This is a genomic window from Salinarchaeum laminariae (genome assembly GCF_023204835.1).
GTDB lineage: Archaea > Halobacteriota > Halobacteria > Halobacteriales > Salinarchaeaceae > Salinarchaeum > Salinarchaeum laminariae.
Genome location: NZ_CP096270.1, coordinates 1,096,868 through 1,123,013, shown reverse-complemented (window position 1 = coordinate 1,123,013; position 26,146 = coordinate 1,096,868). Strand labels below are relative to the sequence as shown.

The following is a 26,146-nucleotide window of genomic DNA, read 5'->3' as shown; positions in this document are numbered from 1 at the left end:
TCTCCCACCAGTGTATCGCTGCGCTACTCGTGAAACACGACTCAACGACGCCATGTTCCTCGTCGATGGAGCGCCGTGGTTGCATGGTGCGCTCCACCGCCTCCGGCTGTGAGTGGCGACATTTGGCACACAGATGACAGAACGCCGTTGAACGGATATTCAAAGAGGTAAAACGACGAACCAACCAGTTTGGAAATACTTCCGAAACGCGTCTGTCGAATGGGCCGAATCGTGGCTCAGGATGCTGGCCTTCGCATGGAATCAGCTAATCTGAACAGTGCCAGAGATTCTGGGAGGAGATTTAATGCCAACATCCATTAGATGAAAATCATGTCCGATCGGCCGTTTTTCGATTTTGTCGAGGATATACAAGGTTGGACAGTGGAGAAAAAGGACCCCAAGAGTATATCTGGGCATCTGCTTCGGATTATGGAGTTAAGGTACGGGCGAACACCGGGATGGTGACCGGACTCGTTCCTCCGAAAAGCATCGATACTGGAGACGGGCAGCCTTCGCTCGGAGAGGTTTACATCATACACCCGGGGACAGGCGTAGTAGAGGAGTCCCTCGATATTGCGACCTCACTGCTAGAAAACCATCCTGTAGAAGTCGACGAGTCAATTCAGGAATTACCTGGTGTTGGAGACCGAACCGCCGAATATCTCCGTCTGGCGAAGAACGTATCGACCGTTCGCGACGTTAAGCGCGAGTTCAAGCATGGAGAGTTGAAGCACATCGTGCAGGAACGGTTTCACGATGAACTCGAGGAGCGGCTGGAAGATGAGACGAATATCGACATCGGTGACTGATTTAAGCCGCCGAAGGTGATTATTCGCTATCAGGATACTGATTTGTAAACACCATGACGAAGAAGCCAGTCCCACGGTGGTCAACACGAGCTGCATAGGGCGTTCTCAAGCTGTTTGGGGCCGGCGGCATCGGACGAATCGCCGGCTTCCAGCGCACTAATCAGTTGGGCGGTCAAGCCTGTCAGGGAGCATCAATTCAGGGTTAACAACTGGCCCTGATCGCAGTCGGTCTACGTATCCATGTTTTTCAAGAGTATAACTGGTCACTCGGGAACCGTTCGAATTCGGAGTTGGTATGACGAGTTTCACTCTCCCGGTGTTTTCGAGAGCTAGTCTACACTGAGGCGCCTCTTGGGGCGACAGAAAGTGATAGCGTTGGTAGGGCGGCCGCTCATCTAATCGATCGCTCAAATCACAGAGGCCGTCGTCCTCGATTTCCCACCACACGTCCCCGTTGATGACTACCTCAGGAAGAGTTATTGGATTATCTATATCTTCGTCAATATCGCTTTGGAACACGTCATCGGGGTCATCACTGGCAATAGTTTGAATCCGTCCTGCAAGGATTGTGAGATAGTGCTCTGAGATTGAGCGGGCAGCAATGGCGTCTCCTTCGCTGAGGTCCCTCACATCGTCAAAATCCACGAGATCACGACTGGTACAGATATCGTCGTATGATGAAGCGTGATGGGTCATATGCTAAACTTGGAAAGTATTCTGAATTGCTTGTAATAAGCACTCGTAAACTTGCGACGCCGGTTGCGCATCGAGATTCCCGATCTTTCACTAAGGTGACGTCGTTGAGGCCACCTCTCTAAATGTTGTCTAAACTCTAAAGGTGATTCTGGAGGCAGAGCCCTTTCTGCAACTACCTGCCTCGACGGCGATTAAGAATACAAATATCTTTTATAGTCTAGCAAGTATCCAATTTTGGCGCGAAATCGCCCCCGGTGCTAGCACACCGGAGACTCAGCTGCCAAGCATGACAGCAAACGATAGTAATAGTGCCGAGAGTGAAAACCCTGTCTCTCAGCGGGAGAACGACAGGATTCACCCGACGGCCCACGACCCGGAACTGGTTCGAATCGCCCGATTTGCCTACGCCGCTGCGGGTGCAGTGACACGTCAGGACCTTGCCGCTGAAACCGGATTAGCCCTGACTGAGATTGACGAACGTCTCGACCAACTTGAGGCTGAAGGCTACGCTGACCTCATTGGAGAACGTGGCAGGCAGGCGGTCTTGCTCACGACTCGTGGAGAGTGGCTTGCTCAGGAGGGAAATGATGAGCGACGTTGACTGCTGTCCCGCGATTCCGCTGGATCCTGTCGATGTCTTCGAGGCAATCTCAAACAGCAGACGGAGGCGGGTTATCCTCTCGCTCTCCCGATCAAACGATCCCGTATCGGCGAGTGATCTCGCCGTCGAAATCGCCGCGCGTGAGAACGCGGTGGATCCGAGTCAAGTCACGGGTGAACAGCGTACCCGTGTCTATATCGGGTTGACACAGGGTCATCTGGAGAAACTCGACGATTTGGGGGTCGCGCAGTACGACGATCGCTCGAAACAGGTCAAGCCGACAGACGCAACTAATCCGCTTGCAAGGCAGATCCGCCGGATCACGACGGAGTGTTACACTCCTGCTGAGGATTCGGCAGAATCAGTTGGGGGAACTGAACGATGATTGCTCTCACAGTACGTGATGGGGATTCGGTCCGGAACGAACTCGTACATCTCGGTCACGCCTCCGCTACCGTCGATGACGTACCCATGGATCAGCCGCCTCAAACGGAGCTACCGAAGAATTTGACTCTCCACGTCGGGAACGACGATGCCCTCCTAGAACGTGCGGACAGTTCACCCCAGCTAACGGAGTTGGTCCTTGCTCCGGTGAAATTACACCGGCGCAACATCCAGCGGAGACTCAGGGAGTCACAGACGCCGAAGGACGGCTTGCAGTTCGCGGATCCCCCTGAGGTCGGCAAGCGTGTTCTCGATGCTGCTGATCTCCCGACGAGAACGACCGACCGCATTGACCGCTTATCGATGATCCGATCCGTACTCTCGGACGAGGACGTCTCGATAACGACCTCCGCAGTGCGTTCGGATCCCCAAACTCTCGAGCAGACTCGAACGGAGCTAGAGGCTGTGACCGGGTTCCATCCGGAACGGGTCGAAATCCTCGAGGGTTTCGCCAGTAGCCTGCCAGCGCCAATCGATGCAGATGCAACCGAGATCCTGAGTGCTGCTACGGACGTGGAACGTGCACTCCGCAAGCGTGCGTCGAAGTCGATTTCCGACGTGGAGATCGTCCGCCGCGCAGCCAGGGAAATTCTCGCTACCAACGGACGGGCTTGGCAGGAAGCCTTTCCGGAGGTGGATAGCGTTTCACTCGTCGGAGTGAGCAGCATTCCAGCCGCCCATATCGACCTGTTGCACGCCGTGCTAAACTCGGTATCCGTGTCTGCCCACATCCACTTTCGACGTGGAACGGGGTCGTACCTCTCACGTCGTGTGCCGCAGCTGTTGGACGTCGCTGAACCGGGAGCGGTGGTGTTCGAGTCATGATGTGCAACCGGCTCGCCCTCGCGGAGCCACTCGACGACGCCGATGTCCCCGCTGCAGAGATAGTGGCGTCGACGCGCCGGAACGAAGCTCGAACGGTGAAGGCTACCGTGTCCTCTCTCAGGAATTGCGGGATTCCGGTACGCGACATCGCGGTCGTCGTACGCGATTTGGACACGTACGAGGAGCCGCTCTATCGTGCGGCCATCCAGTACGGAGTTACTCCCGTAGTCTGGACCCAGCTTCGAGTGACGCGTACACGCCCGTTTGCTCTCGTCGAGTCAGTGTGTGAGGTGCTCGGTTCCGAAGAGCTGCCTCCTGCGATGTTACTCCGACCGCTGGAGCACCGCTGGAGTCCCCGTTCGTCGACGTCGTCGTGGCCAGTCGAGCCCGAGGCGGTGCAGGAATCGCTACAGGCGTTACCGGACGAAGCGCAGACGCTCAGTGAGTGGATCGAGGAACTGGAAGCGAATGCGGAGATTGGCGAACGGCTCGTGACGTATGCTGAGTGGCTCGGTGACTGCCCGGAACCGACCCCGGAAGCTACGACGGACGTCCTCACCGGCGTCGTCGAAGCGTACGAGGAACTCGGTCTCACGGTAACGAAGGAGAACGATTCCCCCTCTCTGGTCGACACAGAGCGCGACGCCCGCGCAGTCGTTCGTGTGAAAACACTCATCCAGCAACTGCGTCACAAGTACGCAGATCGACTCGACGAAGGAACGGTTGACCGGTCGTGGAGCAGCGCTGCAGAGTTGAACCAGCTAATCGCAACGCAGCGCCCTGGTCGAAGGGAACATTCGAACGCGCGAGCGGTGGACGTGTTCGAGGCCAGCGACGTGTGGCTGTTGGACATTCCTTACGTCATTGCGGTCGGGCTAGTCGACGGTGAGTGGCCACAGCAAACAGGGAGCGTCGTCCCCCCGGAGCTCCAGGAAGCAATCCTTCGTGGCGATGGTCGTGTCGGTGCGCTCGCACCGCGATCAGCGTGGACGACAGGGCGGGACCGCGATCAGTTCGACGACACCCACCGAGCCGCTAGAGACGGGCTGATCGTGACTCGCCATACAGAATCCCCCTCTGGTGAGGAACGACGCCCCTCCCCGCTGCTGGAACATCTGGACACCGACGTAGTTTCGGCCGAAGAGCGTCGACGGCTGGTGAGTACCGATCGAAAACTCCCGGACGCTGTTGTAGCGATGCTCGACGCGGAGGTGGCCGATGGCGAGTGACGATCCGGTTCGGCTTCGGGACGCACAGCGGTCGATTCGAGACGCGTACTTCGACGACGATTCGGGATTGTACACGCTCAATTGCGTCCCGGGTGCCGGTAAGTCTGTAGTCTCACAGCATATTGCCGCTGAGGACATTCTACGGCGGTACGTCGAGGGGGACGCGACGCCCGAGCAGCGAGTCTCAGTGATCTCGTTCAACCGATCCGAAGCGGAGAGCATTATTCCGGCTATCACTGACCGTCTCCGGCAGATTGTCGAACACGATCTGGTTCCCGCCGCAGACCAGGTATCATCCGCGGAGTTGGAGCTGCTAATTCAGCGGGTTCGGGAGGCTCCGTTCATCGGTACAATCGACAGTATCCTACGCGATGTTCTGAGCGGGATTGCACACGACATCGGCTTCGAGGAAATGCCGGCTGTCGGGAATACTGCGCGACAAAAGCAACTGCATGCATCTTGTTATCGGGCTCTTCAGAACGATTCAGATCTGGCGCAGCGACTGGAGCGGCTGGAGGACGCCTATCCCGACGCCGAGTACGACGACGGCGTGAGCGATATGCTTGAAGCCGCCGTTACGCACTGCCGGGACCGTCGAATCTCGACGGTGGAGTTTCAAGCTGAACTCGAACGAACCCTCAACGACGTGTACGCGGACGGTCGTCCAGAATCGTTCGACGACGTCGCTGCTGCTGTTGATCGCTACGTGGGAACAGATGTCGACGCTAGAATCTACGACAAAATCGACGACGATGAACGAAGCACGATCAGTGACGCTGATTCACGGCTCTACGACGACTGGAGTGCCTGCATCGAGGACTTCTGTGTCGTGCTCAAAGCGTACCGGCGGGCGTATCGACGAACCATCCGCGATCAAGGAGCCGTCTCACATACGGACGTGGCGTACCTCGTGGACGCGTATTTCGACGACCGACTCGACGACGTCGATGACGACCACCGGACCAGGATCAAACAGCGGTACCAAACACGAGTCCAGAGCCTGATCATCGACGAGGCTCAAGATGTTTCGTCGATTCAGCACGCTGCACTCTCCCACCTGGTCAATCCTCGTACGCGAGTGTTCGCAGCCGGTGACCTCCTCCAGAGCGTCTACCTGTGGAGGCACGCCGAACCAACCCTCTTCGGGACAGCAACGACCGCCGGGAGGTATCTCGGGATCGACTGGGACGTCCACGAGCACCGGACCGCGACGACCACGTATCGGAGTGTCCCCGACGTCGCCAAAGCGATCAACGAAATCTCTGAGGCAGCCCTCACTGATCCGGCACGCGGGGATCTCGGAGAGTTGGACGTCCAGTACCCGGGCCTCGATGCTGCACGAGATCCGACTGGACAGTCAAACGTTCACATCGCTGCGTTCGACCCCGTGGCTTCGGACCCAGATTCTTACACCTGGATCAAACCTCACGAAGGTCGTGGGGAAGCAACGACGCTGGCGACGCTCCTCTCCAAGGGGCTCGCAGATGGGACGTTCACCGACGATGACGGTGACCCCCTCGGAATCACCGTATTGTTCCGGTGGTCCTCGAAAATGGATGCGTACGAAGAAGCGTTCGAAGAGGAGGGGCTCAACGTTCGGAACGCCAGTGAAGACCTCTTCGAATGCGACGTCGTCAACGCAGTGCTCGACGTCTGTGAATGGCTCGGCGCACCAGCTGACGCTGAGCGAACGCGTGGCCTCATCGCCGAGTCGGACCTTGGGATCGAATCACTCGAAAACGAATTCGAGAGCAATCACTGGGACATAGAGGCCGTTCTCGACGACGGTGACCTCGCGGCCGCTCACCAGCACGTACTCGAAGGGCTCGTCGAACTCCGCGAAAGACGCGGCGACTGCCTCTCACGTCCAGCTGGAACATACGTAGATGACATCATCGAGACGCTCGCCCTCCGAGCAAATCCGCATGGATGTTTCGACGTCGATCCTGCACAACGAGTCGCCAATCTCGACGCCCTCGTCGAGACGATCAGAGAATGGGAGGGGGACGAACACCTCCTCCCTCGTGAACTCGCCGAATTACTCGCCCCGTTCAGAGAAGACCCATACATGGGACCGAACGAACCGAGCACCGCCGACACGAAACACGACGTCGAATTCCGCACAGTACACGACTCGAAGGGCGATCAAGACGATGTCATCGTCGTGGCGAATCCCGGATTCGACCTCTGGGCCCACGGTCCACACGCCCAACGCATCATCACTCAGGGGAGCATCGCCGGACTCGCACCGCCGACAAACACCGACATCCCCACAGACATTTCGATCCCACCGTTCGTCAACGGCCTCTACGACCCCGAAGACACGCGCGGCCGCGACGTCGGGCTTCGCTGGGCCACAGGATACTGGTCCGACGACGTCGCCAAATCCGCGGACCCGACGTCACTCGTCGGCCCTGAACGACTCACACGAGTTGCAGCAAACGAGCGAGCTGAGGCGTGGCGTCTGCTCTACGTAGCAATGACCCGTGCACAGGACCATATCGTCGTACCACTCCCACAGTCCTTCCCCGGAGAACCCCGACCCCGTGACCGGTGGCTCGACACCATTCGAGCCGGCCTCAACTTCACCGGCGACGAGACGGGCACCTACACCGTTAACCCGGACGCCGAAACGAACGACACCTCGTTCGACGTCGGCGTCAACGACGTCGCACTCCAAGCAGCATGGTCGAACCCATCCACATCACGCGACGTCGACGTCGCCGTCAATCCACCGCGTCGCTCCGAACTCGCCTCCTGGGTGCCACGATTCACCAACCCCTCCACGCTATGTCCGCTCACCGAAGATCTCGACGGACAGGCACTCAACCACCTCCTCGGGAAGGCGCTACACACAGATGCTAACGACGTTCCTGACCACGTCCCCCTACAGTTCGACGAACTTGGGCCAGACGACGTCGGGTCCTGCTTACACGAAGTCCTGACAACGCTCGTCGAACGCGACCTCCCGGAACGAGCACTCCGGTCCCCAGGGAACGATGTTCGGTCCCTCTTCGACGACGTCGTGGACGGTCACGCTCCACGAATCGATGACAACGAACGCGACGATCTGTACACTTTCTTCCGAGAGGAGGTACTGAACGACTTCCTCACCTCCGACTTGTGGAGCCGGATCCAGCAGGCCGAAAACGTCACCGTCGAAAAACCGGTCGACGGCCTCGTCACCATCGACGACGTCGAAATCGAGATCCATGGAACGTGCGATTTCGTCGTCGAAATGCCCTCCGGGGAACGGTACGTCGACGACGTGAAGATCACGCTGACAGACCAAACACCAGAGACCCAACGTCGGTACGAACTCCAGGTAACCGCCTACTCGTACATCTTTGAGCAGCAGAAGCACTCAACGAACTCCGTCAATCGGGCGGTGGAAACCTTCGGCGTTGAACGCGAGACAGTAGAGTCGTCATGGCCATCCGAAATCGTCGAACGTAGACTGGCAGCACTCGTTCGATAAAGCGTTTGAGAGAAGTCATTCTCTCGGTACGAAGTCGAACTCCTCACCGAGCGCGTTCAGGATCTCGACGAGTTGTTCGAGGGTGTCGGTCGCGCGGACTCGGTCGGTGTCGCGGTCCCATTCGACGACGTCGTAGTCATCGAACAGCGGAAGGTGGCGATCTTTGAGTTCCGCCGCACGGGCGCTACGCTGTTTGACCGACACATCCTGAACGTCGATTCCGATTTCTCTGGCGGCGAGCGCGCCGCCCAGATTGACGATCGTGTGTCCTCGGGGATCGTCGAACAGCTCGTCGGAGGCCAGGAGGCGAAGGAATTCCCGCCTGCGCCGCGATCCGAGGATGTCGAAAGCGATCAGCGGGCGTAGATTGATCGTGCCAGCAACCACCGGCCCCTGCTCCTGGGAGGCCGTGGCGATTGACCCGTCGTCGGCGTCGATGAGCTGCACGAGGTCGCAGGCCTCGCCGCGATCGATAGCAACGGCGCCGCGCTCCTCAAGGGCATCCAGAGCCCGGTTTATCGTCGCCGCGGGATGGCTGAGTGCGGCGATCAACTCCGCCCGCGGGGCGGGACGCTCCCGCGTCTGGAGGTAGCTGAGAATCGGTTCTGTTCTTGCCGTGGTCGTTGCAGGGTCCTCCAACTGTTCATCAGAGTTATCACTCCTGCGATTGGTATTGTGCTCTGCCGTCATGGTTGGCGGCACGGCGCCCCGGGCAAGTTCCAATTCCGTTCCGGGGCCCACTTCTCCGTGGGCGAGCCGTGCGACTAGGCTCGCACTCACCGGCCACAAAAAACGTTCGTAAAGTTACTCTTCGGGACGAGCTGCGTCACCGACTGTGCGGGCTCAAGGCCGGGGAGATCGTCCACAACAACAAGGAACCCCATCAGGATGCCGGCGATACCGGGCGGGCGGCCCAGGCCGTCCGGCGAAACGGTCGTACTGTAAGTCGCTCCCGATTGCTCTCAATCAGCGTGTTTTTTCGGCCCTCCCTGTTCTCGGCTGGGATCGATGAGCGTCCCCGGTTGCGGCCCATCCCTACCGTAGGACGCGTTAATAGTTGCTTCGAGTACCCCCGTGGCGGCTTGCAAGCAGATGATTTTACGCGACGAATGAGACTGTCTCCGGATTATGAAGGATTGGCTCTGTTGAAATCCTCATTCGCTGACGGTTTTCTGAGGCCGTGCTGAATACAGAGTATGCATCTACCAACAGATACTCTGGTTATAGTTCGAATCGGAGGGATGGAACTCAGAGAACTCAATTCGTTCCCTTATTCTTCGATATCAAACCGATCGGACAACAGGGAGAAAGCCGATACCGAGGGGAAATCCGACTACAAACGCAAAGATGACTTAAATGGCCCCTCCGAGTGCTGCGCCCACTTCTTCCCCAGAGCCCTCGGCTTCTTGGGAGGAACGGACGTGATGAATAGAAGCCTTTAGCGGGTTTGAACCAGACGTGTCGAAGCCCAGCACGGCCGAACGAATCGAGATCCGACGGAGTGAGGGTCTATGCACTGGCAAACGGCGAAGCCGTGAGCCAGTGGGGCCGCAGCCCGGACCGTCTCGGCGAGGTTCACAATCCGGGCCGTGGCTTTTCTGACGAACGGACGTGACGAAGAAATGTCTCCAGAGAATTTGATCCAGACGAGTCGCAGCCAGGAACGGCGAACGCAGTGAGACTCCAGCCCGGATCGTCTCGGCGTGGTTCACAATCTGGGCCGCGGCTCTCACATATCCATAAAGCTCAAAGCGACATCAACCACCAAGAGACATTGATTCCATATCCAGACTCGTAACATTTGAAGAGATGTGCTCAGCGGATGGGTTCTATCTGATACATAGAGAAAGATGCAGCAGTACCATTGTGGTTCTATTGCCCTCGTTCTCAGCGGAGGAATCGATCTCTAACCACTAGGAGGGACGGTAGCACGATGACACAGCTAATGAATGCGAAAATAATACTCAACCCAGTTACGAGGCCGAATCGATGGAGTGGTGGAGAGAGTGCGAGTGCGAGGACACCAAAGCCCGCTGCAGTCGTTGCCGCGCTCCCTAATAGTGCGCCGCCAGTTCCGGTGACCGCAGCCACCAGTGATTCGTCGAGTGACTCCCGTCGCTTTCGCTCATCAACAAATCGTTCACTGAGGTGGATGCTGTAATCGACGCCGAGCCCGATCGCCAAACTAGTGATGACGACAGTCTCGCTGTTGAATGGGATATCGAGAAGTGCCATCGTGCCGAGCAACCATGCGAGCGCGAGGAGGACGGGGACGAGTACCACGACCGCAAGCCCTGGCGCACGGTACCGCCACCAGTACAGGCCGATAAGGAACGTCAAGATGACAACCAGCGTCACGGCAAATCCTTCGACGAGCGTATCGAACAGGGCGCTTTGGACGACAGCGGTAATGACTGGCCCACCCGTCGCAACGGCTGATACTGATGCGTTGGCTTCGATACCCCTGGCGATCTGTCTCACGTCATCCGCGGTCGATTGTGCACTCTCATCGGTCTTCACACCTACTAGCAACCTACCTGTCGAATATGATCCGTCCTCGGTACGATAGAGTACGGTCGATGCTCGTTCGGGAGCGCTTTCGTACACGAGATCGTAGACAGACGCGACATCTCTGTCCGGGAGACCATCACCATCCAAGTCGCGTTTCTCAATTGCGGCGGCGACCGTCTGATTCTCGGCCGCGACAGAACGGAGGACAGTCGCCGGACTCTCGACGGCAGCCGTACCGTCTGGCTGCCTGGCTATCGCGCCATTTCGGCTTGCATATTGAGACGCATCGTCGGTTGCGGTGAGCACGGCCGGCGTAGTTACGTTCCCACGTATCAGAATCTGCGCTTCCGAGCCCTGTCCGCGTAGACGGAAGTTATCGCTCAGATATTCGAGATTCTCACGAACCTCGTATTCGGCAGGGGCGAACGGTTCTGGAAGCGATTCCATCCACTCTGGGGCATCCTCTGGAAGGAAGTCTGCCTGGTTAAACTCCGTATCTAGACCGGTCGCACCGTAGGCCCCCATCGAAGCCACCAGCAGTGAAATGAATAGAATAGCGATCGGTGTGCGTCGTGAAATGGTCGCAGTGCCCGAGAGTACACGGCGAATCGGCCCTGACCCGACCCCGAACGCTGGTTTCTGTCGGTCACGGCCGAGTCGAGAGAGTAAACGTTCGACTTCGAGTTTGACGGCTGGGACCAGAGCCGCAAAGACGACGAACATCGCAACGATGCCAATCGCGCTTAGGAGCGCGAAGTCCTGTATCGATCCAAGCGGGCTCACGTAGTTCGAGAAGAAGCCAATTCCGGCCGTGAACGCGGCAGCGGCCAGCGCAACGACGACACTAGCGATCGCTACCCGCATTGCAGTAGTTGGATCCCGATTGTCATCAGACTCTGGATCGGTGTCGCCGTTCTCCGTTTGCGCCTCCCGATAGCGCATGACGACGTGGAGTGAGTAGTCGATACTCAGTCCAATGAGAAGGAACGGGACGGCGATGAGTATCGAACTGGACGGAATTGCGAGCCAACCTTGGATGCCCTGGAGCCACACCATTACCACGCCAATCCCGAACAAACTGATGAGCACGTCAATTACATCGCGGTACGCGATACTGAGGACGGCAAGCAGGAGGACGAGCGCAACGGGAATGATAATGAGGAAGCTGTCCGCGATGGCCTGCGAGGACGCCTCGTCAATGACGCCCTGTCCAAAGACGAATGCGTCGTCGAAGCGCTCGTCAACCAATGAGGAGATGGCCACTTGCGCATCGTACGCCTCCTGGGCCATTCCGCTAGTCGCGCCACTTTCGCTGGATTGGAATACGAGTGTCAGTCTCGCATCTGCACTCGTTGTGCCGGGGTCGTAGTCCGATGGCAGGAATGAAGCAGGGTCTTGACCGGAAGCAGAAGAATCGCGTTCCAGAACATTTCCGAGTATTACTTCGACTTCTTCTGCCGAACGTGATTCGAGGGCCTCAATCTGCTGGGCGAGTGTCGGTGTTGGTGGCTGGCCGTTCCGACCGGCGGCGGCCGTCTCCTGTGTTCCGTTCTCAGTCGTTTGGGTTTCGAAGTATGCTGTAGTCGCTACGATATTTTCGAGCCCACGGAATCCCGACTCTGCTTGGAGCGTCGTATTGATGGCTTCGTTTGCACGTATTTCTTGCTGGAGCCGGAGACTCTGCAGTAGTGACTCGCGGGAGAGTACATCTCCACCTTCGTCTCTGACCACGATTTGTGAAACCACGGCATCGTCGGTTTCGTACGTCGATTCGATCTCTTCGAGCGCTGCCTGTTCTTCAGAGTCGATGCCTGCCTGTCCGATCGCACCGTCATCACTGGTGCCGATCACTGCGCCAGCTCCGACGATCACCGTAAGCACGAGGAACAGAACGATAATGAGTTTGCTCCGCGAAACCAAGACATCGGCATACCGAGACGGTAAATTTCGTTTCATTGATTACCGGCACCTCTTCGGATTCGTGGGGTCCGTGACGGAGCGATAGGTCGATATAACGGCGCATTGGATTCCCTCATTGCTGCATTCTCTGTGCGTTCCTCATAAGGAACGAAGGAGGGCTCCCAAAACGTGGGACAACCAAGACGTTCAGACGGACTCTCGTGAGCGATTTCGCCATCTCATCTGAAATGGCTTCTCAGGAAGAAACAGACGGCGAGAAAGGGCTGAGTGGGGTAATATCTGACCCGCTTCTACTGAACGAGTCGTAGCGGCTATTGACCGTAGAGCCCGTATATCATAATGAGGAAACCGGCACAGTAGATGATACTCTCGAAGAGCATTCCTTGGACGCTGGGAATGCCGAAGATATGATGAAGAATACCGACCAGAAACGTCCCGATGGTGATAACCAAAAGACCCACCGCGAAGTACTGGAGCCCATCGATCTGCGTTCGTTGATACGCTCGGTAGGCTAAGAGGGAGACAACGCCACCGAGTACGAGGGCCCCGATTTTAACAATCCCAAGCAATATGATTATCCCGTCCGTCATGATTCCTTCTTCATCTCCGACCAGAACGTCGCCATACGATCCTCTGCATCCTCGTCTGGTCGATCAACGGAGACGGTGAACTCGTCAGCATCGTCAATGCTAATAGAGATATCGGTGAAATCTCGTTCGTACAAAGTGGCATTAGGTCCGTCACGCCGGACCTCGGTGTACTCTTTGACGAGTGCCGCTTCACGGAGCCGCTCAAGTTTTCGATACGCTGTCGAGCTCGGCAAATCGCATTCATCGCAAAGTTCAGCTGCTGATTTCGGCTCACGCAAAGTCGTGAGTATCGCTCTGCATTTACTGTCTTCCAGTGATTGGAGGACCGCTGAAAGGGGAGGACTATATTCATCCGCCGAGGATTCCTGAACCACGTTAGTAGTATGAGCCGCGTTTGACCGTGGGACGAGCGAAAGCCGGTTTGGGTCTATGAAATCCTCAGTCATCTTAATAGCGCATTCTCCAATTCGTCTCAGAGTTGGGTAGTCTTTCAGTTAGCACTGTCTTCCTGCTTTGGGCGTATAGGGGTATCGGGTTATCCCAACTTGTTGGACTAGTAGGTTATACGACAGATAGCAGGTAGGAGTTCATGACAAATGATGGGCGCCTCTGTATCACGGTCTCGAATCCCACATTTTGGGATACTTCCATTCCCCCTTCTCTCAAGGCACCATTGATACGGATGAATGCAGACCAAAACCCTTGATAAGATGAAACAAGGAAACGAATCCACACCACCTGAAGCAGCTGAATCCGCTGACGATAACGCAGAGACTGGACAATCGACCCGTCTAGTTATTGGGGATCAATGATGGTGACGATGCTCGATGTTGTGATGACCATTCACACTATTTTTGCTGCACTGTGGACCGGTGGCACACTATTGGTTGCAGGTGCTGTGCTCCCTGCGGCTCGTAAAGAACTGCTTGGGAAGAAAGCGTTAGCTCTCATCGGGCGCCGATTCTGGTATCTCACGATTGCGTCAGTTCTGCTATTGCTGTTCACTGGTGGCCATCTCGCAGGGACAATCTACACCGCTGAGTCACTCCAATCAACCGAGCGAGGGCATCTGGTACTAACAATGGTCGGTCTATGGCTCATCCTTCCAATCGTCCTCTATGGAGGATTCCGCCAGCTAACAGATATCCCCTCAGAAAAACCCGCATCAACTGCGGCGGTCGAAGCGCGACCGTGGTTCCTTGGCGCGAGTATCATTTCAATAGCACTCCTCATCGTAGCAGGCCTCCTATGATTTGTACCTATTACAGGAATTCAACTGACGCGCTCGCGTCACGGTGGCATCCGAAGACGGTCACATCCGCAAGATCAATTCCATTCGACCTATCGCTCCGTATCGAGTTGTGTCTGGAACGATTCACAAAGCGCTATGAAGAATTTCCCCGATCTCGCTCGACTGTCAATCGGCGAGTTACGGAGGCTGCCGAGCAGGCCGATCTCAGCGGCCGGATCTATCCACACTGTCTCCGGGCCACTTCGGCCAGCCACCATGCCTACAAAGGTGTCGCGCCGGTTCCACTACAAGCACTGATGGGCTGGAGCGACCTGGCAACCGCTCAGAAATACATCCGGATTTCCGGAACAGCGACTGCTGATGCACTTCGGCAAGTCCACCATCGATAGAGTTCGAGCATTTTCGGCAATCGGTGTGGAGACTACGCAGATCCTCTCGATGGATGTTCGGTGCTTCGTGCTGAATACGCGCCCTGTATTCAGCACGACATTCCTATCCAAGTCTGAAAAGTTCAACAGAGCCGAAGGATTCGATGTTTGTTGCGGCGAAGTATCAGGATTGTCGCGTCGAATAGAGGAGTCGAAATTCAGCGAGAGATGTAGTGTTTAGAAGACTTCTAGGTCGTGTAGCTGAGGTATGGATAAGTGGTGAGATTGCGTTCGATGCCGAGATTGCCAGCCGGGAAAATAACCGCTTCTTCTGTCACCGTCACTCGTCCAGGAGACTATCATCAGATAGCCAATTCTCAATTAGTCTATTCTAGATTAGTCTATTGTGACGGGCGAGTGCAAGTTTACGACTGCACCACTCGATTACAGCGCGCTCGCCTCGCTCAAATCTCACACGGAGGAGATCCGATGGTACGGGCCTTGAGCATGAGTATGCGTTGTTCGCCCGAAACGGGTTCACACAGTCGGTTCATGATTCGGCAGCCGACCGCGACGACCTGCAGTTGTTTGGTCTTGAGCAGATCGTTGATCCGAGTGCATGGCAGTAGGTGCGTCGAGAGCTGTCAGATCGGCCGATGGTGAGAGAATAGCACCGACATCTTCGATTCCGTTTTCCAACGCGTGTGCTGCCCAAAATCCGATGCACGCCAGCAAGTACCCGGCTGGGCAGGAACAAATGAAGCTGTAGAATCGCGGAACTACTGTTCCTTACCGGAGTTCTGAGCCACAGTTCGGACAGAAGCATTCGTCGCCGCCCAGCAGTTGCAGACACTCGACACAGAAGCGGTTGCTTGGTGCGATGGCGATTTCTTCGAGGAAGTCCATCGCAGTTTGGTCTTCAACACCAGGTCCGTAGCCATCAGCATAGCCTGGCAGCGTCGACGCCCACTGAACGGTCTCCGCGTCGTCGACGAGCGCGACGTTGCCGGCGATGTCGAGCTCCCCGTACCGTTTGAACCCCTCTGAAGGGGTCGGCTCGATGGACTGGTTCAGAGCACGATTCCGTTTGAGGTCACGTTCGTAGACGGCTTCTGGCGTGGAAGACCGGACCTCGCCGGGGAACTCCGGTATCGGGTCGTGTTGTTCGTCAATCCGATCGATTTCCACCTCGATGCCGTGGTCTTCGTGAAGCGCTCGCAACAATCGCAGTATATGCTCGTGCCACTCCCGGATATCGGCGTCAGCATAGTAGCAGAGCTTCATGGTCGAATCACCACATGAGAGGAGGTTAATCACTTGGGTCTGGCACCACCTCGGGACAGTCACATTCTATTCCGTCCAGAACGCGTCGTAATCCGCTGGCTCAAAAGCAACGTCCCGAATTGCCTGGAGGAGTTGGGTATGGGTCACATCAAGCCGAAGACCGCGTGGGGAAAGGCCCCGGTTGATCAAGGTGTGCCAATTATAAAACAGAATAGCGATGTGCATACCGTACAGACGCTTTCTGTCATCTTTGCTCTTAATGTGCGGCATGAAATTATTCACAATCTGATTGATAGTCGATTCGATAGCCCACCGTTGAATATACTGAAATCGAACGCCGGAACCCGAGCGATCCCGTAGCGACCGATCCGTGAGATATGTTGCATGTGTTTTGTGTTTATTAATGCCGACTCCATCCTGTGCGGCCACGTCCGAAAACGCTTCAGTCAGCATGGGTATGTGATCGTCAGGCACCAGGGGGCCCTGGACTCTGGTATCCTCTTCATCCTTAGCAGAAAGTGGGACGGCGATTTTTTCTCCGTCTTCTTCATGTTGGATCTCTTCTGTTAACACCTTCTCAGGGTTGATTTCTAGAAGATCCGGATCATCGCCATCGTAAGGGTATGTAACAACATTCGGCTTGGGGTCCGTGTTCCACTTCACGTCCTGCGCGAATCCAATGTGGTTGCTTGGTGTCAGCCGCCTCAAACCTTTGATGATTGTGTGGTCCGGCGCGCTGATGACCCAATCGTCTCCCGCGAAGCGTCGGACTGTCTCGATCAGTTCTCCACCGACGTTTTCGCTGTCGATAAAAATCGAATCGATATCGACAGTGTCGGAGGTGTTCGATAGAATCTCATCAAGAGCAGACGGATAGTCATCCCGTGTCTGCACCAAACGCCCACCGAGGAGAAATCGGCTCTCTGTGTCAATGCCACCGGCGACGAGAAAAGTCCACTCCGAAGAAACGGCCTCGTTGTCAGCCTTCGGTGGACGACCGATTGTGGCTTCAAGAGATTCACCCGTCCAATCGATGCGGAACATATCAGCGCCAATATTGAGTGAATCTTCCTGCGACCAAAATCCAAACTCCTTCGCTAAGTCCAGCGTCTGGGTGTGCACCGCATCGAATTGTGTCTCGATTGATGGTACCGAATCGGAATCTGCGTCGGGAGTAAAGTCGCCCAAGTCATATTCGGACGATACTGATTCAGGGACGTAGTTGTGGAGCCAGCCGCCCCCCGGGATATTCTCTCGGGGATAGTCCCAATCACAGATATCTTTCATATCTTCTAAGCCACAGTCAAATAGTGCCGATGAAGCGAGAGCACCGACAAACGCCCGCATGTCATGTTCAGCGTTCTCGGTAGTGCGGTCGAAGGTTAGCGGATCGGTCGTGTGGTCTAGCAAGAGTCGCACCCAATTCCGCAACTCTTCTTTTTTCGTCTCACGTGAGACGGACTTCTCATTCAGCGGCGGCGAAACAGCATCAAAACGGTACGATTCAATGATTGTGTCCGGTGGAACAACTCCCGCTCGATAGATAGCATACACGGTCCTGGTAACCGCATCTTCGAAGGCATTCAGATCTAATTCGTTGCCCTCGCTAAGCTCGCGGAACTCACGCTGTAAGACATTGTACGAGGGGATAGTATCCGGCCCCTCGTATCCAAGCAGCGTATGAACGACAGAATCGACAGGATCGGGACCAGTTAAATACGCATGCAGTTCCTTCCCATTTTGCCCGCGTGCTAGTCGCAGAAAGAGCGTTTTCAGCCGGCGTTCGGGAATCTCAAGGTCCGCCGGATTAATCCCCTCAAGTTCCAGTTTCTCCTCGCAGAGATTCAGAACAACCTCATCATAGAGCTTCCCGCCATCATTGGCATACTCTGATATATCCGTCCAGAAGTCACGATTCTCGGCGTGAAACTGAGCTGTGAGATGTGTTCGTCGGTATAACCTCTCAACGTCATCAACGGGCGAAGAGATCTCGATGTCGATTCCACGGCGTTCTATCGGTCCATAATCCCGGCCATCCGAGTCAACGCCATCCTTCTCTAGAAACGGCGCATAGGCAGTCGGGGCGATGTAGGTGCCATCATCTGGTGCCCGATTAGGAGCCGAGGCATCAGTATGGTCGATTGGAGGGCCGTCGTACATTAGATATAGATTATTATTAGCCGTGGTACGCAATAACTGATTGCCCTCAATTCAGGTGACCACAACAGTTACTGTGGGCAAAATAAGTCGGCGCTTGGGTTCTATAATATAGCCCCCTGGAATGTGGGTCGCTGTCTGTCGATACACCTCACGGACCGAGGAGCATTCACGCTGGCGAGGTATTATCAAATAATCTATTCCACAGTTCAGATTATAATGCATGGACGTAGCCATATTTACCTCGACATCATCGACAAAGCATACCTTATCTATCAAGATTAAAATAAACAACCGCTTGAGTTTTGATTGTGGGAGAATCGAGGAGTTCAGGGTCGTGAAGTACGACTACGTCAAGGCCTGATCCCTGCGGCGATCAGGTTGAGCCCTGCTCCCGCCCTCGAATCACCCGCTCATCAGGTTTACAACGGCCAAGCCGATGAGAAGGCCAATCATCGCGCCGATCGCCTTCTGGTGTTTTACGACGAACGCGGGGAGAATGCTTTCTGCCTCTCCCTTTGAACGATCGTAGACCGGTCCAGCGGTGATCATCGCGCCGCCGATGAGGGTTGCATACAGTCCGGCCCCGATCTGTACGGCATTCTGGACTTCCTCGCGTGGCGCCTCCTGTCCGATCCAGGGGTCGTAGATGTACACTCCGCCGAAGAACGCGATCAGGCCGCCGAGGACGACCACTCCGACCGCCGGCCACCTGCCCCAGGACCGATCGCCGTAGTGCCATCCAACCGCCCCCGCGGCAACGGCAAAGACGAGCGTGAAGACGCCGTCACGTTCGACGCCGGTCACTTCGACCGTTGTCCCCACCGCCGACGCTGAGAACCAAGGGAGGAACGCGCCGATCGCAGCGAGCGCGGCACCGGCGATGACGAGGCGCTTCCCAGTGACGAGCTCGTCGCCTGACTCCTCGAACCGGTGCGCATCGCCGTCCTCCGCCGACTCCGGTTCCTTGGACTCCTCGACATCATCGCCGCCATCCCCGGCCTGCCCTTGCGTGTCTCGGATCTGCTCCCCACAGTCCATGCAGTACGCTCCCGCCTGGCCTTCAGCCCCGCAGTATGGGCAGTAGACGGGGTCTTCAGTGGCCATAAGGGCTTGATCTGATGCCTGATTGAAAGATGTTCGGGCCACCGGGCCGAACGCGATACCGGCGGAGTCAATCGCTCAGCTCGGACGCGAGCACAGCCGCCAGACACACCGCTACGATTGCAACCGGTAACGCAGCCGGGCCGATTATCGTCACCTCAGACCGTCCGAACGGTGGGAGGTAATCCACCTCAAGGCGGTTCTGCGTTGGTCGAGTTCGCATCGATCTCACCTCCCTGACGCCCAAGGACCACAGTGCAATCGGCATCATTGATGGGTCCAAGGCGCTCCGAGTAATAAGCAGCAAAGCACGTGCGCCCGGCTCTCTTCGTGCTCAAATTTGTAGGTGATGTATAGCCCTCAAGGCCTGCTAAGGGCCGTAGGGCTTACTCGTCGGGGATCGAGTGACCGAGCCAGCCGAGCGTGTGAGCTTTTTGTGAGCAGTCTACGCAGTGAATGAACGGGCGCGCAGTCTCCTCGTTCGCGGTCTCGAACTCATGCTCTCCGTCGTCGCACGTATCTGCCCAGGTGAGCTCGACATCCAAGGCATCGAGTCGCTCGAGGACCTCGGCTGGCGGCCCGCCAGGGTGTTCAGCAGGGTCGCTCCGAGGCATACGCATCGGATCAACCACGGGCGGAGCGCGGGGATCATCAGGCGACTCGATGAGCGCGACCTTTTCGTCTCGATACAACCTGAAGTGGTGTGCCGTTCCGGCGGCATCCCAGATGGCTAACCCGGCGATTTCCGGTGCATCGATCGGGGCGACAAAGCCGGTCGGTCGGTAGCCGGTGACGAGGTGGGCGTCGCCCGGACCACGGTACTCCTCGAGGGCAGACTGCCATTTTCGCAGCAGTCGATACTTGTTCCGCCATCGCGCTTTTCGCTCCATGCGATCGCGGCGCGAGCGTTGTTGCTCGCGTTCCTCGATCTCCTCGGCGAGCTGCTCAAAGGGCGGGGGCGTGCTTTCTGTTGTTTCTTTCATGATTTCTACCTGCATGCCCCGCTACTCATGTAGTATAAAAATGATTTGCAAAATGGTCCCGCCGATCCCACCGTCAAATCGGTGTTGACCACACAGACGACACTCAAATAGTTAGTACCATTTCTTCATCATGGTGAATTCAGGACGCAGTGGATTGCAGATGCTCGGTGCGAACGAAGCATACACCGAGCTACGTGGTGAGCGTCGGTGAAACGTGATTCTGCTCGGTGAGTGCGACTCTTCAGCTACGCCGTCTGCTTGACGTGTCGCGTTGCGAGTTTCGAGAGACGTTCCCAGTCACGTCCGATACTCCATTTCTGTCGAACTCGCTGTGTTGTCGGATCGAAGTGATACAGGCGCAGGGTATCGGACTTGAACGGCCGATCGAGGCGTACGGCAACGACACGACGAGTGTCGTCTCGCCGAATCGGCAGGTACTCGCTGACTGAATATCGTTCATCGATCGGGAGATCGCCCGGTGGTGAGTGCCCACCGTCCTGCTTGAGTGACGTGATTGCCGCGATTTCTTCGGCCCAGTAGTCCGGCCGGACACGCCACGTGTGCGGGTTATTGTGGGAGTGGCCGTTCCGGACCCAACGCTCCAGGCGAATCCGACGTTCGCCTGAGTCCGGGTCAGTGTCGAGTACGAGGCCAGTCCACCACTTCCCGGAGTCGCCGACCGAGATAGCTTCCTCGACGGTGCGATCTGACGTTGACTGTTTTGGTGGGCACGTCATGACTTCGATAGGAAATTGAATCCCTATAGCCATAATACCGATTCATCACCACATAGAACCCCTCTACCGCAAGTTCAGATATTCTCCCAGAAATATTTGATATTGGTACTGTTATCTGAGACAACCAATCGCGCCCGCGAAATCGCGGACGCCCGCGAGCGCGCCCGAATTCGCGGGCGCGAATGAGGATCCGTAGTGCCGAAATCCCCAGATCGGTGAGAGACACCCGAAATCACAGCCAATATCACTGATAAACCCGGACAGATCCAACGTCGATCTTGCGAGACAACGCCCGAGATTCGGCCTCGTCCAACGGAGACTCCTAGCCACGCCTTACTCTCACGAACAGAGCGCCGTGACGAATACCGGCTGTCTCCCCCGGGGACAACGACTATGGTTCTGTGAGAACAGGATTATGCGTGCGACTTTCTTACCACCACGTCAACCCGAGCGGTGGGAACGAGTCGTTTCTCCTCCGCTATCAGCCCGACGGGGAACCTGGTGGGACCTGCGTCCTAGTCGACGCAGGTGCGAACGCCGACCTTGACGGGATCCTCCGGCCCTCCGACGAGCTCGCCGCGATCTGCCTGACACACGCGCACCTAGATCACTACCAGTCGATCGAGCGATGTCACAGCGCTGGAACAGCGGTTTACGCTTCCGAGCCGACCGCGGCGATATTGGACGATGTGTTTGACGTCGCGGAACGCGACTACGATGTCTCCACGTCGGCGACGACCACCGACGCGCTCCATCCCATAGATGGCTGGACAGAGCTGACTCCCGGATTCTCCGTGCACCCTATCCCGGCGGGGCACGTTCCCGGAGCGGTTGGCTATCTTTTCCGGGCCGACGACGGCGACGATACCTACCATGTGTTCGCTACCGGCGACTTCACAGATCGGCGATCGGGAGGATATCCGTCCCTCGACGCGGACGCACTGCACGACATCGACGTTCTCTTCCTCTCCGTCTCAACCGATGACGAGTTCGAGGAGAACTTCACGGAGGGGCTGGGGCGTGCTCTTCAGCGGGCCCACAGTGGATCACGGACGCTCGTAGCGACGAGCGGGCTCGTCGGCGTGCAGGTCGCGTACCTCCTCTCGGCGACGATGGCTGAATTCGACCGAGACGTCCAAATCCGCGTCGTCGGTCAGGTGGCCAAACTCTGGGAGACGCTGGACTACGACCGGCCGGGTGTCGAATCGATCCCTGTTTTCGAAGATCCGACACAGTGTCTCGGAGCAGGAGCGATCACGATCGCCGGTCCGGAGATCCCTCACGAACGAAGCAGTGGTCGTCTCTTCGAGGAACTTGAGGACGATCCCAGCGCGACGGTGATTCAGCTGATCGGGTCGGGTGAATCCCCACTTCGATCGGGGCAGTGCACTGTCCACGCCTACGATGTCGTGAACCATCCGACGCGAGACACCATCGACGAGGTCCACAACGCAGTAGATCCGGTCCACTCGGTCATCGTCCACCGACACCAAGGTGCCGGCGAAGCGTACAACGATCTTGGGAGCATCGTCTGGTCCCCAACCGACGACGAAGAGTACGTCCTCTACGACGATGGCTGGCAGTCTCCACCGTGGATGGACATCAACCGCGGATTCTCTGAGGACGGGACGCAGGCACAGAACATGGGCCATTTCGCTGGCGACCTCCTCTCGGAACTCTCCCTCCCGGGCCTCGATCGCCACGAGACGGTAGATCTCGCAGCCGAGGGTGTCGATCTGGAGCGGATTGAAGAAATCCTCGCCCAGGTTGACGCCTACGAGCGGGAACAACCAGCTGAGGAAACACCCGAGCAATCAGCAGCCGCCAACGGAGGAACGTCACAACCGAGCCCCTCACACGACGCCATGAAAGAGACTGAGGACACGGGTAGCGACGAACCCGACGCCGACGAACGAGTGGAACCGCAAGCGCTGGTCGATACAACGCATCAGGGCGTTGATGGCGTTGACCCGGGCATCCGCGCCGCGATCGAGTCCGGCGACGTCGATCCCGAAACGGTCCGCAGCGCCTTGGAGACGAGTCAGGCGTATCAGCGTGGGGATTTAGAACCAGCGGACGCAGATACGACACCGCCCGAAGACGGTGAAGAAGTGCCCAGCGAAGAGAAGGACGACGGCGATACAACCGAAGCGGACACCGACGACACCGCCGAGGTGGAAGAAGACGATGACACTACCGAAGCGGCTAGTGACGATAGCCCAGAAGTTGACGATGACGACACTGATGATAGTGGGCCTGTGAACGAGGAAACGAACCAAGGGGGCGGAGATAATGGGAGATTGGAACTCGACCGTGAGCGGAGCACGCCTACAGCGGACCTGACGGAGACTAGCACCGAGATCGAATTAGACCCTGTCGCGGCGGCGATCGCAACAGACGCCGCGACGGATGCGGACGAGGCAACAGTCGGAGAATTCGTAGCCATCGCCGTCCGGGAGTACGTTGAGGCCGTGGTCAAGGGGACCGTTGACGAGTCGACCGTTCCTCCGACGGAAGCACTTCTTAAGGGCGACTCGGGTGTCGAGTCCGCGCTGTCGGCGATCGCCCAACACGACGAGGCAGCCAGCTCCGCCGAGGATATCGTCGGTGATGCTGTCGCCGAACGGATCACCCCGGGCGTTGAGACGACCGTTACTGTCCCGGAGATTGATCCCTACCTCGATCTACTAGACACAGTTGCAACGGCCGATCGGTTCGCGGTTGATTCCAGTGCGGGTGCCGTTGCCGTCGCTATCGTGCGCCGGAGCCGCAGGCAGTAACCACCGAACGCTTCCCCAAGCCGTATGCCGCCACGGTCTGCGTCCAACGCGAACGGTCTCTGTTGGTCGCCAAAAACAGCGTCATCCAAGCATATCGAAGATTCTAGGACTAGCTACGAGTTAGGGTGGATCAGCGTATCGAGACCGTCCAGATCGAAAAGGCACCAACTGTCGTCCAGGTCGGATTCGAGCCCGTCGACGAATCCTGCTTTCGAGAAGAGAGCGAACCGTTCCTCCCGTGTGTCCGGACCCCATCGAACGCGATCTGCTTTCGTCTCCAGCCGCTCGACGAGGTCGTGGCCGACTGGCTCACCCGTCCACTTGCACTCAGCCAGCAGGATACGGTCGTCGTCCGGTGCGAGACCGACGATATCGATTTCGTCCTCGCCGTACCACCAGCGGCCTACTTCGGAGTACGTATCCAGCGTCCCCGTTCGAATCGCTTCCCAGACGGCTTCATGGCAGATATCCTCGAACGTCGTTGCGACGTGGTCGGGAAGGTCCGGCTCGATGCTCCCTTCGAGGACGACCTCGGGAGCTTCCTCGATGCTGGATCGGTTCGGCTCGACGTAGCGGAACCAGAAGCGGAGGAACTCGTCCGCGACGGTGTACCGCGATCGCTTGGACTTCTTCGCTTTAGCAGTCACCGGAACCTCGCGTTCGAGGAGGCGGAGCTGACGAAGCGTCTGGAGGTACTTGGACAGTGGCCCGGCGTCGATCCCCGACGCTCCTGCAATCTCGTTCGGCGTCGTGTGGCCGAGCGCGACCGCTTCGAGGATGCTCATGTACCGCGCGGGGTTCCGGAGCTCAGTGCGAAGCAGGAACTCTGGCTCATTATAGAGGACGGCGTTTGGGGACAAGATTTCCGACGTGATGTTCGCCGAAAGCGACTGCTCGTAGTCGAAGAGGGTGAGGTACATCGGCGTGCCGCCGGTCACCGAAAACGACCGAATGGCGCCAGCCAGATCGTACTGAATCACCGGACGCGCTTCCTGGAAGGAGAACGGCTGCAGATCGATCTGGCCAGTACGACGACCGTACAGCGGGCTCTCGTGACCGAGGACCGTCGATTCCATTGTCCCAACGCTCGACCCACAGAGGACGAGCATCGAATCTGTCCCCTGTAGCTGTTCGTCGACGAACGCCTGTAGATACGACGGCAGTGAGTCGTTCTCCTCGACGAGATACGGGAATTCGTCGATGACGAGGACGATCCGCTCCGCAGCGAGTTTCTCGCCGAGGTAATCGAATGCATCGTCCCAGCCCTCGATTTGAGGCATTCGGTCGTCGAAGTAGGTGGCGACCTGCTCGACGAACTTCTCACGTTGTCTGTGCTCGGCTTCCTGCGCTGCGAGGAAGTATATGTGCGGCCGTTCAGCGCAGAATTCCTTGCAGAGCTCCGTCTTCCCGACGCGCCGGCGACCGTAGACGACATGGAACGCGTGTCCGGGACCATCGAACGCGCTATCGAGGGCCGCGAGTTCGTCGCGGCGATCGTGAAAGGTCATTCGTTGGATAATGATTATTGCGATAATGACTTATAGGTTCGCCCTCGCAGGGGAAAGCAGCGAGCGCACAACGCGAGGAGAGAGCAGCAGCTGATGACGAGCATCAGTCAGGACCATACATGTGGACGTGGTCTATGCCCGCGCGCGGGTCGTCATCGACGTAGATTCCTTCTGTAACCTTAACAGAGTGATGACCCATAGCCTGAGACACTTCCCAGAGCCCTGCGTCAGTTTCGTGAACTAGATATGTACCAAATCCATGACGTATTGCATGCGCGCTAATCTTCCACCTGTTCTTTTCCTTTGTGCCTTCCTCGTCCTCTGTTGCGTTGGCGTCAGCGTAAAGTAGTTCGTTGATGCCTGCTCGCCGTGCAGCCTCCTTGACGACATCGTTGATTCTATCTCCTGACAAGGGAGCACCCCGTTCTCCGACCAGAAATCGGCCATGTTCAGCGCCTGCTGCCATTTCCTCGCGTCTTCCCTCGTCCAGCCATTTCTTCATGAGACCATCTAGCGAGGGTTGATACGCTAACACTCGCATTTCGTCGTTCTTAGCGACCTGCTCACGGATAGTGACCTCTCTGTCCTCCCTCTCGATGTCGCGGAGTTCGATGCCAGCTAATTCGCCTCGTCGCATTCCCATCTGCCACAGACAACGAATTATGAGCTGGTCGCGGATGAGATGACGACCGACATTTTCTTCCATGAGTCGAACTTCGTCTTCGTCCGTCGCGTAACGTTGGTCGTTGAGTTTGCGAGATTGCTCAGTACTGCGCGTCAAGCCAAATTCTTCCTTCTTGTCCGAATGCCATTTATCCAGAGGATTAGAATCAATCATATCCATTCTTTGAAGCCAAGAATAGAATGCGT

The 26,146-nt window shown here is 57.0% G+C and carries 20 protein-coding genes and 1 pseudogene; 10 read left to right on the top strand and 11 right to left on the bottom strand.

Annotated elements, in window-relative coordinates; genetic code table 11:
• Window positions 1–374: 374 nt before the first annotated feature.
• Window positions 375–809, top strand: coding sequence for a hypothetical protein (locus MXF70_RS05170; RefSeq protein ID WP_248517942.1), 435 nt, complete (start codon window positions 375–377; stop codon window positions 807–809).
• 156 nt (window positions 810–965) lie between these two features.
• On the opposite strand, the gene MXF70_RS05165 is transcribed toward MXF70_RS05170, so the two are convergent.
• Window positions 966–1,454, bottom strand: coding sequence for a hypothetical protein (locus tag MXF70_RS05165; RefSeq protein WP_248517941.1), 489 nt, complete (start codon window positions 1,452–1,454; stop codon window positions 966–968).
• 337 nt (window positions 1,455–1,791) lie between these two features.
• Here MXF70_RS05165 and MXF70_RS05160 point away from each other — a divergent pair, with 337 nt between their 5' ends.
• From MXF70_RS05160 to MXF70_RS05140, 5 genes are read left to right on the top strand one after another with little or no spacing between them, the layout of a single operon-like run.
• Window positions 1,792–2,106: a hypothetical protein gene (locus MXF70_RS05160; protein ID WP_248517940.1), complete on the top strand. Its 315-nt coding sequence runs from the start codon at window positions 1,792–1,794 to the stop codon at window positions 2,104–2,106.
• Window positions 2,093–2,491 carry a DUF7344 domain-containing protein gene (locus tag MXF70_RS05155; RefSeq protein WP_248517939.1) on the top strand — a complete coding sequence of 133 codons (399 nt, stop codon included), beginning with the start codon at window positions 2,093–2,095 and terminating at the stop codon, window positions 2,489–2,491. The genes MXF70_RS05160 and MXF70_RS05155 overlap by 14 nt, the downstream gene beginning before the upstream one ends.
• Window positions 2,488–3,375, top strand: a complete 888-nt coding sequence (locus MXF70_RS05150) for a hypothetical protein (RefSeq protein WP_248517938.1) — start codon at window positions 2,488–2,490, stop codon at window positions 3,373–3,375. The genes MXF70_RS05155 and MXF70_RS05150 overlap by 4 nt, the downstream gene beginning before the upstream one ends.
• On the top strand, window positions 3,372–4,604 hold the full coding sequence (locus MXF70_RS05145; RefSeq protein ID WP_248517937.1) for a PD-(D/E)XK nuclease family protein: 1,233 nt from the start codon (window positions 3,372–3,374) through the stop codon (window positions 4,602–4,604). Before MXF70_RS05150 ends, MXF70_RS05145 begins: the two co-directional genes overlap by 4 nt.
• Window positions 4,594–8,082, top strand: a complete 3,489-nt coding sequence (locus MXF70_RS05140) for a UvrD-helicase domain-containing protein (RefSeq protein WP_248517936.1) — start codon at window positions 4,594–4,596, stop codon at window positions 8,080–8,082. The genes MXF70_RS05145 and MXF70_RS05140 overlap by 11 nt, the downstream gene beginning before the upstream one ends.
• Before the next feature lie 15 nt (window positions 8,083–8,097).
• Here MXF70_RS05140 and MXF70_RS05135 read toward each other — a convergent pair whose 3' ends face one another.
• The 4 genes from MXF70_RS05135 to MXF70_RS05120 form a co-directional block, all read right to left on the bottom strand.
• Window positions 8,098–8,772 carry a DUF7344 domain-containing protein gene (locus tag MXF70_RS05135; protein ID WP_248517935.1) on the bottom strand — a complete coding sequence of 225 codons (675 nt, stop codon included), beginning with the start codon at window positions 8,770–8,772 and terminating at the stop codon, window positions 8,098–8,100.
• A 1,197-nt stretch (window positions 8,773–9,969) separates the two neighbouring features.
• Window positions 9,970–12,549 carry an efflux RND transporter permease subunit gene (locus MXF70_RS05130; protein WP_248517934.1) on the bottom strand — a complete coding sequence of 860 codons (2,580 nt, stop codon included), beginning with the start codon at window positions 12,547–12,549 and terminating at the stop codon, window positions 9,970–9,972.
• Window positions 12,550–12,824: 275 nt separating this feature from the next.
• Complete coding sequence (locus MXF70_RS05125; RefSeq protein ID WP_248517933.1) at window positions 12,825–13,103, bottom strand: DUF7521 family protein; 279 nt, start codon at window positions 13,101–13,103, stop codon at window positions 12,825–12,827.
• Entirely contained in the window at window positions 13,100–13,549 is a 450-nt protein-coding gene (locus MXF70_RS05120) for a winged helix-turn-helix domain-containing protein (protein WP_248517932.1), read from the bottom strand. The genes MXF70_RS05125 and MXF70_RS05120 overlap by 4 nt, the downstream gene beginning before the upstream one ends.
• Before the next feature lie 365 nt (window positions 13,550–13,914).
• Between MXF70_RS05120 and MXF70_RS15405 the strand changes: the two genes are divergently transcribed.
• The 3 genes and pseudogenes from MXF70_RS15405 to MXF70_RS15395 all read left to right on the top strand — a co-directional run.
• Window positions 13,915–14,355 (top strand): hypothetical protein, encoded by a 441-nt coding sequence (locus MXF70_RS15405; RefSeq protein ID WP_375140830.1) that lies wholly within the window; start codon window positions 13,915–13,917, stop codon window positions 14,353–14,355.
• Window positions 14,352–14,744, top strand: coding sequence for a tyrosine-type recombinase/integrase (locus MXF70_RS15400; protein WP_375140829.1), 393 nt, complete (start codon window positions 14,352–14,354; stop codon window positions 14,742–14,744). Before MXF70_RS15405 ends, MXF70_RS15400 begins: the two co-directional genes overlap by 4 nt.
• A 379-nt stretch (window positions 14,745–15,123) precedes the next feature.
• Window positions 15,124–15,352 (top strand): annotated as a pseudogene (locus tag MXF70_RS15395) (ATP-binding protein); the annotation flags it as partial.
• 160 nt (window positions 15,353–15,512) lie between these two features.
• On the opposite strand, the gene MXF70_RS05115 reads toward MXF70_RS15395, so the two are convergent.
• The 4 genes from MXF70_RS05115 to MXF70_RS05100 all read right to left on the bottom strand — a co-directional run bounded on the left by MXF70_RS05115 (window position 15,513) and on the right by MXF70_RS05100 (window position 20,251).
• Window positions 15,513–16,007, bottom strand: a complete 495-nt coding sequence (locus MXF70_RS05115) for a DUF8045 domain-containing protein (protein WP_248517931.1) — start codon at window positions 16,005–16,007, stop codon at window positions 15,513–15,515.
• A gap of 66 nt (window positions 16,008–16,073) precedes the next feature.
• On the bottom strand, window positions 16,074–18,167 hold the full coding sequence (locus tag MXF70_RS05110; RefSeq protein WP_248517930.1) for a hypothetical protein: 2,094 nt from the start codon (window positions 18,165–18,167) through the stop codon (window positions 16,074–16,076).
• Window positions 18,168–18,569: 402 nt separating this feature from the next.
• Window positions 18,570–19,271 (bottom strand): hypothetical protein, encoded by a 702-nt coding sequence (locus MXF70_RS05105; RefSeq protein WP_248517929.1) that lies wholly within the window; start codon window positions 19,269–19,271, stop codon window positions 18,570–18,572.
• A 383-nt stretch (window positions 19,272–19,654) separates the two neighbouring features.
• Window positions 19,655–20,251, bottom strand: coding sequence for a hypothetical protein (locus MXF70_RS05100; protein WP_248517928.1), 597 nt, complete (start codon window positions 20,249–20,251; stop codon window positions 19,655–19,657).
• A gap of 1,138 nt (window positions 20,252–21,389) precedes the next feature.
• Here MXF70_RS05100 and MXF70_RS05095 point away from each other — a divergent pair.
• Window positions 21,390–23,768, top strand: a complete 2,379-nt coding sequence (locus MXF70_RS05095; protein ID WP_310736355.1) for an MBL fold metallo-hydrolase — start codon at window positions 21,390–21,392, stop codon at window positions 23,766–23,768.
• 113 nt (window positions 23,769–23,881) lie between these two features.
• On the opposite strand, the gene MXF70_RS05090 is transcribed toward MXF70_RS05095, so the two are convergent.
• Both MXF70_RS05090 and MXF70_RS05085 read right to left on the bottom strand, forming a co-directional pair.
• Window positions 23,882–25,276 carry an ATP-binding protein gene (locus tag MXF70_RS05090; RefSeq protein ID WP_248517926.1) on the bottom strand — a complete coding sequence of 465 codons (1,395 nt, stop codon included), beginning with the start codon at window positions 25,274–25,276 and terminating at the stop codon, window positions 23,882–23,884.
• A 103-nt stretch (window positions 25,277–25,379) separates the two neighbouring features.
• Window positions 25,380–26,120 carry a tyrosine-type recombinase/integrase gene (locus tag MXF70_RS05085; protein WP_248517925.1) on the bottom strand — a complete coding sequence of 247 codons (741 nt, stop codon included), beginning with the start codon at window positions 26,118–26,120 and terminating at the stop codon, window positions 25,380–25,382.
• Window positions 26,121–26,146 lie beyond the last annotated feature (26 nt).

Excerpts from the sequence above, each read along its gene's own strand:
- MXF70_RS05160 (WP_248517940.1), top strand. The coding sequence starts at position 1,792 with ATGACAGCAAACGATAGTAATAGTGCCGAGAGTGAAAACCCTGTCTCT.
- MXF70_RS05155 (WP_248517939.1), top strand. The coding sequence starts at position 2,093 with ATGAGCGACGTTGACTGCTGTCCCGCGATTCCGCTGGATCCTGTCGAT.
- MXF70_RS05150 (WP_248517938.1), top strand. The coding sequence starts at position 2,488 with ATGATTGCTCTCACAGTACGTGATGGGGATTCGGTCCGGAACGAACTC.
- MXF70_RS05145 (WP_248517937.1), top strand. The coding sequence starts at position 3,372 with ATGATGTGCAACCGGCTCGCCCTCGCGGAGCCACTCGACGACGCCGAT.
- MXF70_RS05140 (WP_248517936.1), top strand. The coding sequence starts at position 4,594 with ATGGCGAGTGACGATCCGGTTCGGCTTCGGGACGCACAGCGGTCGATT.
- MXF70_RS05135 (WP_248517935.1), bottom strand. The coding sequence starts at position 8,772 with ATGACGGCAGAGCACAATACCAATCGCAGGAGTGATAACTCTGATGAA.
- MXF70_RS05130 (WP_248517934.1), bottom strand. The coding sequence starts at position 12,549 with ATGAAACGAAATTTACCGTCTCGGTATGCCGATGTCTTGGTTTCGCGG.
- MXF70_RS05125 (WP_248517933.1), bottom strand. The coding sequence starts at position 13,103 with ATGACGGACGGGATAATCATATTGCTTGGGATTGTTAAAATCGGGGCC.
- MXF70_RS05120 (WP_248517932.1), bottom strand. The coding sequence starts at position 13,549 with ATGACTGAGGATTTCATAGACCCAAACCGGCTTTCGCTCGTCCCACGG.
- MXF70_RS15405 (WP_375140830.1), top strand. The coding sequence starts at position 13,915 with ATGGTGACGATGCTCGATGTTGTGATGACCATTCACACTATTTTTGCT.
- MXF70_RS15400 (WP_375140829.1), top strand. The coding sequence starts at position 14,352 with ATGATTTGTACCTATTACAGGAATTCAACTGACGCGCTCGCGTCACGG.
- MXF70_RS05115 (WP_248517931.1), bottom strand. The coding sequence starts at position 16,007 with ATGAAGCTCTGCTACTATGCTGACGCCGATATCCGGGAGTGGCACGAG.
- MXF70_RS05110 (WP_248517930.1), bottom strand. The coding sequence starts at position 18,167 with ATGTACGACGGCCCTCCAATCGACCATACTGATGCCTCGGCTCCTAAT.
- MXF70_RS05105 (WP_248517929.1), bottom strand. The coding sequence starts at position 19,271 with ATGGCCACTGAAGACCCCGTCTACTGCCCATACTGCGGGGCTGAAGGC.
- MXF70_RS05100 (WP_248517928.1), bottom strand. The coding sequence starts at position 20,251 with ATGAAAGAAACAACAGAAAGCACGCCCCCGCCCTTTGAGCAGCTCGCC.
- MXF70_RS05090 (WP_248517926.1), bottom strand. The coding sequence starts at position 25,276 with ATGACCTTTCACGATCGCCGCGACGAACTCGCGGCCCTCGATAGCGCG.
- MXF70_RS05085 (WP_248517925.1), bottom strand. The coding sequence starts at position 26,120 with ATGGATATGATTGATTCTAATCCTCTGGATAAATGGCATTCGGACAAG.